This window comes from Methylobacterium radiodurans (assembly GCF_003173735.1).
GTDB classification, from domain to species: Bacteria; Pseudomonadota; Alphaproteobacteria; order Rhizobiales; family Beijerinckiaceae; genus Methylobacterium; species Methylobacterium radiodurans.
Genome location: NZ_CP029551.1, coordinates 697386 through 712437 on the forward strand (window position 1 = coordinate 697386; position 15052 = coordinate 712437).

Annotated in this window: 8 protein-coding genes; 6 read left to right on the top strand and 2 right to left on the bottom strand. The window is 71.4% G+C overall.

Features of this window, described 5'->3' with window-relative positions:
• Nucleotides 1–160 precede the first annotated feature (160 nt).
• From DK427_RS03070 to zwf, 5 genes are all read left to right on the top strand, one after another.
• Nucleotides 161–3286, top strand: a complete 3126-nt coding sequence (locus DK427_RS03070; RefSeq protein WP_109949978.1) for an MdtB/MuxB family multidrug efflux RND transporter permease subunit — start codon at nt 161–163, stop codon at nt 3284–3286.
• Nucleotides 3283–3894 carry an endonuclease domain-containing protein gene (locus tag DK427_RS03075; RefSeq protein WP_245930779.1) on the top strand — a complete coding sequence of 204 codons (612 nt, stop codon included), beginning with the start codon at nt 3283–3285 and terminating at the stop codon, nt 3892–3894. Before DK427_RS03070 ends, DK427_RS03075 begins: the two co-directional genes overlap by 4 nt.
• The gene (locus DK427_RS03080; protein WP_109949979.1) at nt 3891–7205 is read left to right on the top strand and encodes an efflux RND transporter permease subunit; all 3315 of its coding nucleotides are present in this window, start codon (nt 3891–3893) and stop codon (nt 7203–7205) included. Before DK427_RS03075 ends, DK427_RS03080 begins: the two co-directional genes overlap by 4 nt.
• A gap of 293 nt (nt 7206–7498) precedes the next feature.
• On the top strand, nt 7499–8974 hold the full coding sequence (locus tag DK427_RS03085; protein WP_162559902.1) for an efflux transporter outer membrane subunit: 1476 nt from the start codon (nt 7499–7501) through the stop codon (nt 8972–8974).
• A 73-nt stretch (nt 8975–9047) separates the two neighbouring features.
• Nucleotides 9048–10580: a glucose-6-phosphate dehydrogenase gene (gene zwf, locus DK427_RS03090; protein ID WP_109949980.1), complete on the top strand. Its 1533-nt coding sequence runs from the start codon at nt 9048–9050 to the stop codon at nt 10578–10580.
• Between the two features lie 64 nt (nt 10581–10644).
• Here the strand turns inward: zwf and DK427_RS03095 are convergent, their stop codons facing one another.
• Nucleotides 10645–11406: a restriction endonuclease gene (locus DK427_RS03095; protein ID WP_109949981.1), complete on the bottom strand. Its 762-nt coding sequence runs from the start codon at nt 11404–11406 to the stop codon at nt 10645–10647.
• A gap of 151 nt (nt 11407–11557) precedes the next feature.
• A complete protein-coding gene (locus DK427_RS03100) occupies nt 11558–11995 on the bottom strand; it encodes a Ros/MucR family transcriptional regulator (RefSeq protein WP_109949982.1) in 438 nt (145 codons plus the stop codon).
• A 345-nt stretch (nt 11996–12340) separates the two neighbouring features.
• On the opposite strand from DK427_RS03100, the gene DK427_RS03105 reads away from it, so the two are divergent.
• Nucleotides 12341–15052 carry a bifunctional acetate--CoA ligase family protein/GNAT family N-acetyltransferase gene (locus DK427_RS03105; RefSeq protein ID WP_109949983.1) on the top strand — a complete coding sequence of 904 codons (2712 nt, stop codon included), beginning with the start codon at nt 12341–12343 and terminating at the stop codon, nt 15050–15052.

Here is a 15052-nt window from a genome sequence, read left to right on the forward strand (position 1 = left end):
AAGGGATCGACGCGGGGGTGAGGGGGCTTCGACGGAGGAGCCTCTTCCGCTCAGGCCCCCTCACCCCCGCTACCGCTTGTCGCGACGACGACGAGGTCGTCGCGACCCTCTCCCCGCAGGCGGGGAGAGGGGCTGTCGACCTTCGCACGGGCGTCGCGCCGTGAACCCCTCCCGCCTCTTCATCCTGCGGCCGGTCGCGACCACGCTCCTGATGCTGGCGATCCTGATCGTCGGCGGGGTGTCGTACCTGAACCTGCCGGTTTCGGCCCTGCCCTCCGTCGATTACCCGACGATCCAGGTCCAGACCTTCTATCCGGGCGCCAGCCCCGAGGTGATGACCTCGGCGGTGACCGCGCCGCTGGAGCGGCAGTTCGGGCAACTCGCCAACCTGAACCAGATGACCTCGCAGTCGTCGGCCGGCGCCTCGGTCATCACGCTCCAGTTCAGCCTGGATCTGCCCCTCGACATCGCCGAGCAGCAGGTCCAGGCGGCGATCAACGCGGCCGGCAACCTCCTGCCCTCGGACCTGCCGGCGCCGCCGATCTACGCCAAGGTGAACCCGGCCGACGCGCCGGTGCTGACGCTGGCGCTGACCTCCAAGACCCTGCCGCTGATCCAGGTGCGCGATCTCGCCGAGACCCGGCTTGCCCAGAAGATCAGCCAGGTCGCGGGCGTCGGCCTGGTGAGCATCTCGGGCGGCCAGCGCCCGGCCGTGCGGGTGCGCTTCAATTCCCGGGCGCTGGCCGCCTACGGCCTCAACATCGACGATCTGCGCACCACCATCACCAACCTCAACGTCAACACGCCGAAGGGCAACATCGACGGGCCGAAGCAGTCCTACGCGATCAACGCCAACGACCAGATCCGCGACCCGGCGACCTACCGGGACGCCATCATCGCCTACCGCAACGGCGCGCCGGTCCGACTCTCGGACGTGGCCGAGGTGGTGGACGCCCCCGAGAACACCAAGCTCGGCGCCTGGGCCGACGAGACGCCCGCGGTCATCCTCAACATCCAGCGCCAGCCCGGCGCCAACGTCATCGCCACCGTCGACAAGATCAAGGCGCTGCTGCCCCAGCTCCAGGGCTCGATGCCGGCAGCCGTGCAGATCAGCCTGCTCACCGACCGCACCACCACGATCCGCGCCTCGGTGCACGACGTGCAGTTCGAGCTCGGCCTCGCCATCGCGCTCGTCGTGATGGTGATCTTCCTGTTCTTGCGCTCGTTCTCCGCGACGCTGATCCCGAGCCTTTCGGTGCCGCTCTCCCTCATTGGCGCCCTGCCCGTGATGGACCTCTACGGCTTCTCCCTCGACAACCTCTCGCTGATGGCGCTCACCATCGCGACGGGCTTCGTGGTGGACGATGCCATCGTGGTGATCGAGAACATCGCCCGCCACGTCGAGGAGGGCGAGAGCCCGCTGCAGGCGGCTCTCAAGGGCTCGCGCGAGATCGGCTTCACCATCATCTCGCTCACCGTGTCGCTCATCGCGGTGCTGATCCCGCTCCTGTTCATGGGCGACGTGGTCGGGCGCCTGTTCCACGAATTCGCCATCACGCTGGCGGCCACCATCGTGATCTCGGCGGTGGTCTCGCTGACGCTGGTGCCGATGCTCTGCGCGCGGCTGCTCAAGCACGAGCCGGCGCACCGGGCCGAGCGGCGCGAGGGCGTCCTCGCCCGCCTCGGCCGGCAGGCCACGGAGGGCACGATCGCGGCCTACGGCCGGGCTTTGCGCGTCGTGCTCGCCCACCAGGGCCTGACGCTCCTCGTCACCCTCGGCACGGTGGCGCTCACCGGCTACCTGTTCGTGGTCATCCCGAAGGGCTTCTTCCCCGTGCAGGACACGGGCGTGATCCAGGGCGTGAGCCAGGCCGACCAATCCGTCTCCTACGCCGCCATGGCCGAGCGCCAGCAGGCGCTGGCCCGCGCGATCCTGCAGGATCCGGACGTGCAGAGCCTGACCTCCTTCATCGGGGTCGACGGATCGAACGTCACGCTCAATTCCGGCCGCTTCCTGATCAACCTGAAGCCCCGGGAGGCGCGCACGGCCGGCGCCTCCGAGATCATCCGGCGCATCAACCGGGCGAGCGCCGAGATCAGCGGCGTGCGCCTGTTCCTGCAGCCGGTACAGGATCTGACCATCGACACGGCGGTCTCGGCGACCCAGTACCAAGTCATCCTGGAGAGCCCGAACCTCGACGCGTTCGAGACCTGGGTGCCGCGCTTCACCGAGGCGCTGGCGCGCTCGCCCGTCGTCGCGGACGTGGCCAACGACTACCAGGGCCAGGGCTTGGCCGCCTACATCACCATCGACCGGCCGACGGCCGGCCGCTACGGCATCACGCCGGCGACCATCGACAACGCCCTCTACGACGCCTTCGGCCAGCGCATCATCTCGACGATCTTCACCCAGTCGAACCAGTACCGGGTGATCCTCGAGGCCGACCCGGCTTTGCACCGGACGCTGGACAGCCTCGACACGATCTACCTGCCCTCCTCCACCGCGACCAACGGGCAGGTGCCGCTCTCGGCGGTGGCGCGGGTCTCGGAGCGGCGGGCCCCGCTGCTGATCTCGCATCTCGGCCAGTTCCCGGCCACCACCGTGTCGTTCAACCTCGCGCCCGGCGCCGCGCTCGGCGAGGCGATCGGGGCGATCGATAAGGCCAAGGCCGAGATCGGCCTGCCGGATTCCTTCCGGGTGGTGCCGCAGGGCTCGGTCTTCGCCTTCCAGGCGGCACTCGGCAACGAGCTGTTCCTGGTCATGGCCGCGATCGTGACCGTCTACATCGTGCTCGGCGTGCTCTACGAGAGCTTCATCCACCCGATCACGATCCTGTCGACGCTGCCCTCGGCGGGCATCGGGGCGCTGCTCGGCCTGATGCTGTTCGGGCTCTCGCTCGACATCATCGCGATCATCGGCATCGTGCTCCTCATCGGCATCGTGAAGAAGAACGCGATCATGATGATCGACTTCGCGCTCCAGGCCGAGCGCGAGGACGGGATGGATCCGCGCGAGGCCATCTACCAGGCCTGCCTGCTGCGCTTCCGCCCGATCCTGATGACGACCTTGGCCGCCCTGTTCGCGGCCCTTCCGATGATCTTCGGCACGGGCGTGGGTTCCGAGCTGCGCCAGCCGCTCGGCATCTGCATCGCGGGCGGCCTGATCGTCAGCCAGGTGCTGACGCTGTTCACGACGCCTGTGATCTACCTCGCCTTCGACCGGCTGGAGCGCCGCGTCACGGGCCGCCGCGGGCCGGACCTCGGCGCGAGCGAGGCGCTGCCGTGAGGCGCGACGCTTCTGCAGAACTCCCTCCCCCCTCTGCGGGGGAGGGTGGCCCCCGAAGGGGGTCGGGAGAGGGGAACCCGGCTTCCGGCACGGGGGCGGCGCGCGATGACGGGCGGTTCGCCAAGCCCACCCCGCATCTGCGCGCCTTCGCCCGGGAGCAGCGCCAGCTTCGCACCAAGGCCGAGGACGCGCTCTGGCAGCAGGTGCGCGGCGGCCGCTTCCGCGGGCTGAAGTTCCGGCGCCAGGTTCCGATCCCGCCCTATATCGCCGACTTCCTCTGTGCCTGCGCCCGTCTGATTGTGGAACTCGACGGTGCCCCCCACGAGGTGGACGCGCGCCGCGACCGCGACGCCGCGCGCGATGCCTGGCTCCGCGCGCAAGGCTTCGAGATCCTGCGTTTCCCGAACGACCTTGTTCTGAGTAATCTTGCTCTCGTCCTCGACAGGGTCGGCGCGGCCGTCGCGGCGCGGCAGGGTCGCGATCTGTCCGGCACCGTCGCTCCCCTCTCTGCGGGACTTTGTCCCGACCGACCCGGCCTGACGGCCGGCCCACCCTCCCCCGCAGAGGGGGGAGGGCAGGCGGGGCGCGCGGGGAGCCCCCTCCCGTGAACATCTCCGAGCCCTTCATCCGGCGCCCGGTGGCGACCACGCTGCTGACCATCGGCGTGCTGCTCGCCGGCATCTTCGCCTTCCTGAAACTGCCGGTGGCGCCGCTGCCGCAGGTCGATTTCCCGGTCATCCTCGTCCAGGCGCAGATGGCAGGCGCTTCCCCCGAGACCATGGCCACTACGGTCGCGGCGCCGCTCGAGCGCCGGCTCGGCGCCATCGCGGACGTCAACGAGATGACGTCCACGAGCTCGCTCGGCACGGTGCGCATCGTCCTCCTGTTCGGGCTCAACCGCGACATCGACGGGGCCGCCCGCGACGTGCAGGCGGCGATCAACGCCGCGCGCGCCGACCTGCCCTCCGCGCTGCGCACCAACCCGACCTACCGCAAGTTCAACCCCGCCGAGTCGCCGATCATCATCCTGGGGCTGACCTCGGACACGCTGACGCCGGGCCAGCTTTACGATTCCGCCGCCACGGTCGTGCAGCAGAAGCTCTCGCAGCTGCCGGGCGTCGGCAACGTCGATATCGGCGGCTCCTCGCTCCCGGCGGTGCGCGTCGAACTCGATCCGACCGCGCTCTTCAACTACGGCATCGGGCTCGAGGGCATCCGGGCGGCGCTCGCCTCCGCCAACGCCAACTCGCCCAAGGGCGACATCGACGTCGGCGACCGCCGCTACCAGCTCTACGCCAACGATCAGGGCCGCAAGGCCGAGGATTACCGCGACATCGTGGTGGCCTACCGCAACGGGGCGGCGGTGCGCCTCACCGATGTCGGCAAGATCAAGGACGGGGTCGAGGACCGGCGCAACCTCGGCCTCGTCAACGGCCGGCAAGGCGTGATCCTGTTCGTCTACAAGCAGCCGGGCTCGAACGTCGTCGAGACGATCAAGGGCGTGAAGGACGCGCTGCCGCAGATCGCGGCGGCGCTGCCCGGCGGCATCGAGATCAAGCTGACGGGCGACCGCAGCGCCACCATTCGGGCGACGCTCGCGGCGACCGAAGAGACCCTGCTGATCGCCGTCGCCCTGGTGATCCTGGTGGTCTACGCCTTCCTGCGCTCGGCCAGGGCCACGCTGATCCCGGCGGTCGCGGTGCCGATCTCGATCGTCGGCACCTTCTCGGCGATGTACCTGCTGGGCTTCTCGCTCAACATCCTGTCGCTGATGGCGCTGATCATCGGCACGGGCTTCGTGGTGGACGACGCCATCGTGGTGCTGGAGAACATCCAGCGCCACATCGAGATGGGCAAGTCGCGCGTCGAGGCGGCGCTCGCGGGCGCGCGCGAGGTCGGCTTCACGGTGGTGTCGATGAGCCTGTCGCTCGTCGCCGTGTTCCTGCCGATCCTGCTGATGGGCGGCCTCGTCGGGCGCATCTTCCTCGAATTCTCGCTCACCCTGTCGCTGGCGATCCTGATCTCGCTGGTGCTCTCGCTCACCACCACGCCGATGATGTGCGCGCGCCTCCTCAGGCCCGAGCGGCAGGCCGGGCGCCCGAACATCGTGCTGCGCGCGCTGGAGGGCGGCTTCGAGGCGATGCTCCGGGCCTACGCCCGCACGCTCACCATCGCGCTGCGCCATCCCCGCCTCGTGCTGCTCTCGCTGCTGGCGACGGTGGGCCTCAACGTCTACCTCTACGTCATCGTGCCGAAGGGCTTCTTCCCCGAGCAGGACACGGGCCAGATGATGGGCGGCATCCAGGCCGACCAGCGCATCTCGTTCCAGTCCATGGAGAAGAAGATGCGCGAGGCCGCGGCCATCGTGCAGGCGGACCCGGCGGTGGACAGCGTCGTCGCCTTCACGGGCGGCCGCGGCACCAACTCCGCCAACGCCTTCATCGGCCTTAAGCCCCGCTCCGAGCGCGACCCGATCTCGACCGTGATGAACCGGCTGCGCCCGAAGCTCGCGCGGGTGGCGGGCGCGCGCCTCTACGTCTTCCCGCGCCAGGACCTGCAGATGGGCGGGCGCCAGAGCTTCGCCCAGTACCAGTACAGCCTCCAGGGCGACACCGCGGCGGAGCTCTACGCGGCGGCGCCGAAGCTCGTCGCGATGCTGCAGAAGGACCCGACCTTCTCCGACGTCACCTCCGACCAGCAGGAGGGGGGCCTGGAGAGCCGCATCGTGATCGACCGGGCCACCGCCTTCCGGTACGGCATCACCCCCGACAAGATCGACAACACCCTCTACGACGCCTTCGGCCAGCGGCAGGTCTCGACGATCTACAACCCGCTGAACCAGTACCACGTCGTGATGGAGATCGACCCGCGCTACCTGGAGACGCCGGAGAGCCTGAAGCAGATCTACATCTCGACCTCGGGCGGCAAGGCGCGGGGCTCGGCCACCACCAACGCGGTCGCCGGCACGGTGGCGGCGGGCGGGGCCGCCAACGTCAACGCCACCACCACGGGCGCGGCGACCACCACCGACACCGCCTCGGCCATCGCGGCCGATTCCGCCCGGAACGCCGCGGCCAACGCCATCGCGGCGTCCAAGGGCGGCGCCTCCTCGGCCGCGCCCGTCTCCTCCGCCAAGGAGACCATGATTCCGCTCTCGGCCTTCGCCCGCTTCGAGACCGGCAACGCGCCCGTGCAGGTGAGCCACCAGGGCCTGTTCGTGGCGACCACGATCTCGTTCAACCTCGCGCCCGGCAAGAGCCTGTCGGACGCGACCGCGGCGATCGAGCGGGCGATGGCGGAACTGCGCCTGCCGGCCACGATCCACGGCTCGTACTCGGGCGCGGCGAAGAACTACCAGTCGAGCGCATCGCGCCAGCCGCTGCTGATCCTGGCCGCGATCCTGGCCGTCTACGCGGTGCTCGGCATCCTGTACGAGAGCTTCGTGCACCCGCTCACCATCCTCTCGACGCTGCCCTCGGCCGGCATCGGCGCGGTGCTGGCGCTCTTGGTGACCGGCACCGAGTTCTCGATCGTGGCGCTCATCGCGGTGTTCCTGCTCATCGGCATCGTGAAGAAGAACGCGATCATGATGGTCGACTTCGCCCTCGACGCCGAGCGCACGCGCGGGCTCGCGCCGGCGGAGTCGATCACCGAGGCCTGCCTCTTGCGCTTCCGCCCGATCATGATGACAACCTTGGCCGCACTGCTCGGTGCGGCGCCGCTGATCGTCGGCGGCGGCGAGGGCGCCGAGCTGCGCCAGCCCCTCGGCATCGCCATCGTGGGCGGCCTGATCGTGAGCCAGATCCTGACCCTCTACACCACCCCCGTCGTCTACCTCGCCCTCGACCGGCTCCGGCACCGGGTCAACGCCCGGCGCCGTCGGCGGGGCGGACCCGCGGTGCTGCAGGCGGGGGAGTGAGCGTGTCGGACGTCTTGAAGACGCCCTCCCCGCCTCGTGGGGAAGGAACCCGCTCGACGCGACCAGCTGCCGGACAGGCCACCCTCCCTCCCCCCTCTGCGGGGGAGGGTGGCCCCTGCGTGAGCAGGAGTCGGTCGGGACGAAGTCCCGCAGAGAGGGGACACCGCTTCAGGATAAAGCGCGCCCTTCATGCAGGCTGCGCCCTGGCTGGAAGCCGGGCTCCCCTCTTGCGGGACTTCGTCCCGGCCCGCCCTGCTTCGCAGGGTACCCTCCTCCGCAGAGGGGGGAGGGGGATCGCGCTCGCGCTGGCCCTCACCGCCCTCACCGGCTGCGTCGTCGGCCCGGACTATTCGCGCCCCTCCGTCGAGACCCCGCTCGCCTTCAAGCAGGGCGGCGCCCGCGAGGACAGCGCGGCGCAGGTGGCAGCGAGGAAGAACTGGCGCGCCGCCGCCCCCAACGACCACGCCGAGCGCGGCGACTGGTGGCGCGTGTTCAACGACCCGGCCCTCGACCGGCTGATCCGCCTCGTCGATGTGGACAACCAGACGCTCCGCCAGTCGGTCGCAGCCTACCGGCAGGCCCGCGCCATCGTCGAGCAGGCCCGTGCCGCGCTCTACCCGACCGTCGTCGGCGCGCCCTCCATCACGCGCCAGCGCGTCGCCGGCACCGAGCGCACCAGCGTGGCGCTGCTCGGCCAGGCGAGCTGGGAACTCGACCTGTTCGGCGGGATCCGGCGCAACCTCGAGAGCCAGACGGCCCTGGCCCAGGCGGATGCCGCGCAGCTGGCGCTGACCCGGCTCGCCATCCAGGCGGAGGTCGCGACGAACTACTTCTCGCTGCGCTACGCCGACTCGCTGCAGAAGCTGCTCAACGAGAACGTCGAGAACTTCAAGCGCACGCTCCAGATCACCGAGAACCAGTACAACGCGGGCGTCGCCGCCCGCTCCGACGTGATCACCGCCCAGACCCAGGTCCAGACCACGCAGGCCTCCGCGGTCGCGGTCGGCCTCACCCGGGCGACCTTCGAGCACGCCATCGCGACGCTGATCGGGCGCCCGCCCTCCGAGCTGAGGCTGCCGGTCAACCTGCTGCCGAACCGCCCGCCCGCGGTGCCGGTCGGCATCCCCTCGGACCTCCTGGAGCGGCGCCCGGACGTCGCCCAGGCCGAGCGCCTCGTGCAGTCGCAGAGCGAGCAGATCGGGGTGGCGGTCGCGGCCTTCTACCCGACCGTGACGCTCTCGGCCTCCGGCGGCATCTCGGGCGCGACCCGTAACGGGCTCCTGTCGGCGGCCAACCAGGTCTGGTCGGTCGCCGCCTCCGGCACCGAGGTCCTGTTCGACGGCGGCGCCCGCTCGGCCGCGCTCCAGGCGGCGCGCGCCGGCTACGATGCGTCGGTCGCCAACTACCGGCAGACCGTGCTCTCGGCCTTCGCGGAGGTCGAGAACGGACTCGCGGGCGTCCGCATCCTCGCCCGCCAGCAGGCGGCGCAGGACGAGGCCGTGACCTCCGCCCGGCGCGCGGTCGAGATCACGCTGAACGAGTACCGGGCTGGCACCCAGAACTTCACCACGGTGGTGACCGCCCAGAACCTGCAGCTCACGAACGAGGTCGCAGCGCTGCAGATCCGGCTCAACCGCTTCACCACCGCGATCACCCTCGTGCGCGCGCTCGGCGGCGGCTGGGACGCGCGCAGCCTGCCCGGCGACGCCGAGCTGAAGGGCCCGCGCCTGCCGATCGACCTGAGCCCGGCCGTGCGGGTGGAGGAGTAGGGGGAACGCCCGCACCTGCACCATGTTGACGGTGCAGTTTCGCTGCGCTGCCGCGCTTGCGGGGAGTCCGACCATGCCCGAACCCGAGAACGAGGCCGAACTGAAGGACGACGCCGCCTGCGGCGTCGAGCCGGCGCCGCCCTGCACGCTGGTGATCTTCGGTGCGATGGGCGACCTGACCAAGCGCCTGCTGATGCCCTCGCTCTACAACCTCGCGGGCAGCGGCCTGCTCGACCAGGACTTCAAGATCCTCGGCGTCGATCACAACGACAACACCGACGAGGGCCTGCGCAAGGCGCTCTCCGAGGCGCTGGAGGACTTCTCCAAGGATCCGGACTCGGAGTTCCACACCGACCGCATCGACCCGCGAAGCTGGGGCTTCGTGCGCGAGCGCATCCACTTCCTCAAGGGCGACTTCGAGGATCCCGCCCTGTTCGCGGCGCTCGGCGAGCGTATCCAGGACAACGCGGTGTTCTACCTCGCGGTGGCAGCGCGCTTCTTCGGCACCGTGGTGGAGGGCTTGGGGAAGGCCGGCCTGCTCAAGCAGACGGACGGCACCTTCCGCCGCGTGGTGATCGAGAAGCCGTTCGGCCAGGACCTCGAATCCGCCAAGGCGCTCAACGCCCGCATCCTGAAATGCGCCGACGAGAGCCAGTTCTACCGGATCGACCACTTCCTCGGAAAGGAGACCGTGCAGTCGATCCTGGCGATGCGCTTCGCCAACGGCATGCTCGAGCCGGTCTGGCGGCGCGAATACGTCGACAGCGTGCAGATCACCGCCGCCGAGACGGTCGGCGTCGAGGAGCGCGGCGGTTTCTACGAGCCGACCGGAGCGCTGCGGGACATGGTGCCCAACCACCTGTTCCAGCTGCTCTGCATGGTGGCGATGGAGCCGCCGAACTCCTTCGGCGCGGAGGCCGTGCGCGACGAGAAGGCGAAGCTCGCCGAGGCTGTAAAGCCGATCCCGCCGTCGGACGCGGTGCGCGGCCAGTACACGGCCGGCCGGCTCGAGGGGCACGATCTCCCGGCCTACCGCGACGAGCACGACGTGGCGCGCGACTCCGTGACCGAGACCTACGTCGCGCTGAAGCTGGAGATCGACAACTGGCGCTGGGCAGGCGTGCCGTTCTACCTGCGCACCGGCAAGCGCATGGCGGCCCGGCGGACCGAGATCGCGGTGCTGTTCAAGCCCGCGCCCTTCCGGCTGTTCGAGGGACACGGCGTCGACCCGCTGACGCCGAACGTGATGCGGATCACCATCGACCCGCAGCACGGTGCGGCGACCGAACTCAACGTGAAGGTGCCCGGCCCGAAGATGCGCATCGGCCGGGTCCGCACCAGTTTCCGCTACGCCGACTTCTTCGCGAACCCGCCGAATGTCGGCTACGAGACGCTGCTCTACGACTGCATGACCGGCGACGCGACCATGTTCCAGCGCGCCGACAACATCGAGGCGGGCTGGGCGGCAGTCGATCCGCTGCTGAAGGGCTGGCCGCAGGCAGACGTCGCCTTCTACCCGGTCGGCAGCGACGGGCCGCGGGAAGCGGACGACCTGCTCGCCCGCGACGGGCGCCACTGGCTGGGGCTCGACGGCGAGACGGATTGAAGTTCCGGGATCCCGAAGGGACGCGTCCCTTCGGCCGGGTGCCGGGGCGGCGCCCCGGCCGACCTCACGCCTCCGCCAGCAGATCCGCCTCCGCGAGCGTCCCGAGCGCGTCGTGGTGCAGGAGCGCGACGCCCGTGGCGGCGGCGAGCTTGCGGGCGGCCGGGGTGAAGCCCGCGTTCGACACCACCGCCGCGGCGTCCGCCTCCCAGTAGCGCCGGGCGGCCGCCGCCTCCTGCACCGCCGCGTTGCCGACCGGCTTGCCGTAGCGCTTGCACTGCACGACGAGCCGGGTGCGCCCGCGCGTCGCCACGATGTCGGCGCCCTGGTCGCCGCTCGCGGGGGTCGGGTGGGCGCGCCAACCCGCCGCCTTCAGCCGACCGAGGCAGAATTGCTCGTAGCCGATCCCGTCCTCGGGCGGCGCATCCTCTTCGGGAAGGTCGGCGGCCTCCGCCACCGCCTCGACGATGGCGAGCGCCTCAGGCCTACGCGCCACGACGTAGTCGGGAAAGCGCGCCTCCAGCTGCGGCAGGACCGTGCGGTCGAGGAAGTAGTCGCGCTCGCGCAGCCAGCTGTCGCGGATCTCGTTGCCGTAGGCGTCCACGAAGCACTCCTGGCGTCGGCGCAGCGCCAGGGTCTCGGCGTGCCGGCGCGCGATCCGGCGCACGCGGGACCGGAAGCGGCCGGGCCGGCCGATGTGGCGCAGCAGGACGAGGCCGAGCCCCGCCGCCGTCGCCACGAGGGCGGGCGGCCCGTAGACGAGGCCGAGGGCGAGGCCCGCCACGCTCGCCCAGAACAGGCGGGCGACGAGGCTGGGCCGGCCGGGCATGGAGCCTTGCAATGCACCCTCGCTGGGAGACCGGGCGGGCGCGCGGAGGACCCGCGCACCGAGCGGTCATCGCAGCCGGCCCTTGCCCGATCTCTAACGGCGTCCGGCCCGAGGCCGCGACGCGCCCGATCCCCTGTGGATCGCTCGGGCCCTACGCCGCGCCGGCGTCGCCCAGTCCCTTGCGGCGCTTCTGGCCGAGCCCCATCGCGCGGGCGAGGTCCGAGCGGGCGGCCGCGTAATTCGGCGCCACCATCGGATAGTCGGGCGACAGGTTCCAGCGCTCCCGATACTGCTCCGGCGTGAGGTCGTGACGCGCGCGCAGGTGCCGCTTCAGGGACTTGAACTTCTTCCCGTCCTCCAGGCAGATCAGGTATTCGGGCCGGATCGAGCGGCCGACCGGCACCGCCGGCACGCGGGCCGACGCAGCCTCGGCCTCCGGCGCTCGGCCGAGCCTATTCAGGGTTGTGTGGACCGCTCCGATCAGGTCGGACAGCTCGGCTGGAGAGACCGCGTTTCTGCTGATGAAGGCCGAGACGATCTCTGTTGTCAGGCCGACGTAATCCGGCCCTGCGCCGCTCCCGGTGCTCATCCCCAGCCTCTCCTTCCTTGAAGACAACACTCGGTCCATCGTGCGAGAGACCGACGACCGCACTGCAGGCGGCACATTCAAGGTTGTCCGGCGCGGGGTACTATGATTTCAAATCTCTCGAAGCAACCTGTAAAATCGAAACGCTCTCTAGAGACGTGCCGACTGTTGCAGGAACATCAGGACTCGGCGGCGCACCCTTCCGGCACTTGCGGTTCCGGGGAGCGGAGCGGACGTGCATCCGGGGCGGCGATGGGCTAAGCATCGGGCGCCGGAGCGGTGGCCGTTCCGCCGAGCGCCTTGTTGGCACGGGAAGCGGGCTCCGGTCCGCGGACGGGAGCGGCGGCCTTGAGCACCTACCGGTTCGACGCCTTGCTGAACCCGCGCACCGTCGCCCTGGTGGGGGCGGGCGAGCGCGAGGGCTCGCTCGGGCGGGCCGTGCTGGAGAACCTGCGGGCGGCAGGCTTTCCGGGCCGCGTCCTGCCGGTCAACCCGAGCCACGCGAGCGTGGCGGGCTATCCGTGCGTTCCCCAGGTCTCCGACCTCGCCGAGACGCCCGATCTCGTGGTCATCGCCGCGCCGCCCGCCGCTGTCCCGGACATCGTCGCGGATGCGGGCCGGATCGGCGCGCGCGCGGCCGCGATCCTGACCGCGCATCTCGGCAGCGGTCCGGACGATCCGGGCCCGCGCGCCAGGGCGATCGCCCGCGCCCACGGCCTGCGCCTGCTCGGGCCCGACAGCGCCGGGCTGGTGGTGCCGTCAGCCCGCCTCAACGTCAGCCTGTTCGCCCACATGCCGCAGGCGGGCGACCTCGCGCTGGTCTCGACATCGGGCACCGTCGCGGCGGCGATCGTCGCCTGGGCGAGCCGGCACGGGGTCGGCCTCTCGGCGGCCCTCGCCCTCGGCAGCGCCAGCGACGTGGACATGGCCGACTGCCTCGACCACTTCGCGGGCGATTACCGCACCCGGGCGATCCTGCTCTGCCTCGACCAGATCGACAACGCCCGCCGCTTCATGTCGGCCGCCCGCGCGGCGGCGCGCTCGAAGCCCGTGGTGGTGCTCCGCAGCGGGCGACACCTGCCCCACCCCGCCGCCTCCGGCAGCCACGCGCCCGAGACCCATACGGGCGCGCTCGCCAAGCCGGACGCCGTCTACGCCGCCGCCTTCCGCCGCGCTGGCCTGCTCGCCGTGCAGGATCTCGACGAGATGTTCTCGGCCGTCGAGACGCTCGGGCGCCAGCGCCCCTTCCCGGGCCGCCGGCTCGCCATCCTGACGAACGGGCGCGGCGTCGGCCAGCTCGCCGCCGACCGCCTGGCCGAGCGCGGCGGCACCCTGGCTGCGGTGACGCCCACCGACGGCTTCGCGGCCGAGAGTCCAATCGAGAACCCGGTCGATCTCGGCATCGACGCGGACGGGCCAGCCTTCGCGGCGGCCCTCAAGCCGCTGCTGGCCGACCGGGAGAACGACGCGGTGCTGGCGATCCACGTGCCGACTGCCCGCTCGAACGCCGCCGCGGTGGCCGAGGCGGTCGCCGGGACGGTGCAGGCCGCGCGCGCCGGCACGACGCGCAGGAAGCCGGTCTTCGCGGTCTCCCTCGGCGCGGACGAGGCGGAGGGGGCCGCCCTCTCGGCCGCCGGCATCCCGCGCTTCTCGACCGATTCCGAGGCGGTCGAGGGCTTCCTCCACCTCGTGCGCTACCGCGAGGCGCAGGACGACCTGATGCGCACGCCGGACTCGCTGCCGCGCGACTTCCACGCCGACACCCAGGCCGCCCGGGGCATCGTCGCCCGGGCGCTGCGCCAGGGCGCGACCTGGCTCGACCCGATCTCGGTGATGGAGCTCTTGGAAGCCTACGACATCGCCTCGGTGCCCCTGACGCTGGCCCCCGACATCGACGCGGCCGCGGCCGCCGCCTGGCCGGTGATCGCGGCCGGCGGCGCGGTCGCGCTGAAGGTGGTCTCACCCGACGTGGTACACAAATCCGACATCGGCGGCGTGCATCTCGACCTCACCAGCGAGGCCGACGTGCGGGGCGCCGCCCGCGCGATCCTGGCCCGCGCCCGGCGCGAGCGGCCCGAGGCACGCATCACGGGCTTCGCCGTGCAGCCGATGGTGCGGCGGGGCCGCCGCCGCGAGCTGATCGCGGGGCTCGCCGAGGACCCGACCTTCGGGCCCGTCGTGGTGTTCGGGCGCGGCGGCACCGCGGTCGAGGTGATCGACGACCGGGCGCTCGGCCTGCCGCCCCTCGACCTCGCCCTCGCCGAGGACCTGATCTCGCGCACCCGCGTGGCGCGGCGGCTGGAAGCCTACCGCGACGTGCCGGCCGCCGACATGCGGGCCATCGGGCTGACGCTCGTCAAGCTCGCCCAGCTCGCCGCCGACCTGCCCCAGGTGCGCGAGCTCGACATCAACCCGCTGCTCGCCGACGAGACCGGCGTCGTGGCGCTCGACGCCCGGGTGCGGATCGGGCGCGGCTTCCCGGACCGCCGGGTCGGGCGCGGCCACCCGCGCTTCGCCATCCGGCCCTACCCAACCGCCTGGATGCGGACGATGTCGCTCAAGGGCCGCGCCATCCACGTCCGCCCGGTCCGGCCCGAGGACGAGCCGCTGTTCCGGGCCTTCTTCGCGACAATCGATCCGGAGGACGTGCGGCTGCGCTTCTTCGCGCCCGTGCGCGAGTTCAGCCACGCCTTCCTGGCCCGGCTGACGCAGCTCGACTACGCCCGCGCCATCGCGTTCGTGGCGCTCGACGAATCCGCGGCCGAGGAGGGCCGCCGGATGCTCGGCGCCGTGCGCCTCCACGCCGACGCCAACGGCGAGAGCGGAGAGTTTGCCATCCTGATCCGGACGGAGGCCCGCGGCACGGGGCTCGCCTACGCGCTGATGCGGCTGATGATCGACTGGGCGCGCTCGGAGGGCATCGCCCGCGTGGAGGGCTCGGTGCTCGCCGAGAACCGCCCGATGCTCGCGGTCTGCCGCCGCCTCGGCTTCAGCCAGCACCCGGATCCGGAGGATGCCGGGATGGTCACGGTGAAGCTGCCGCTGACGCAGGCCGCATGA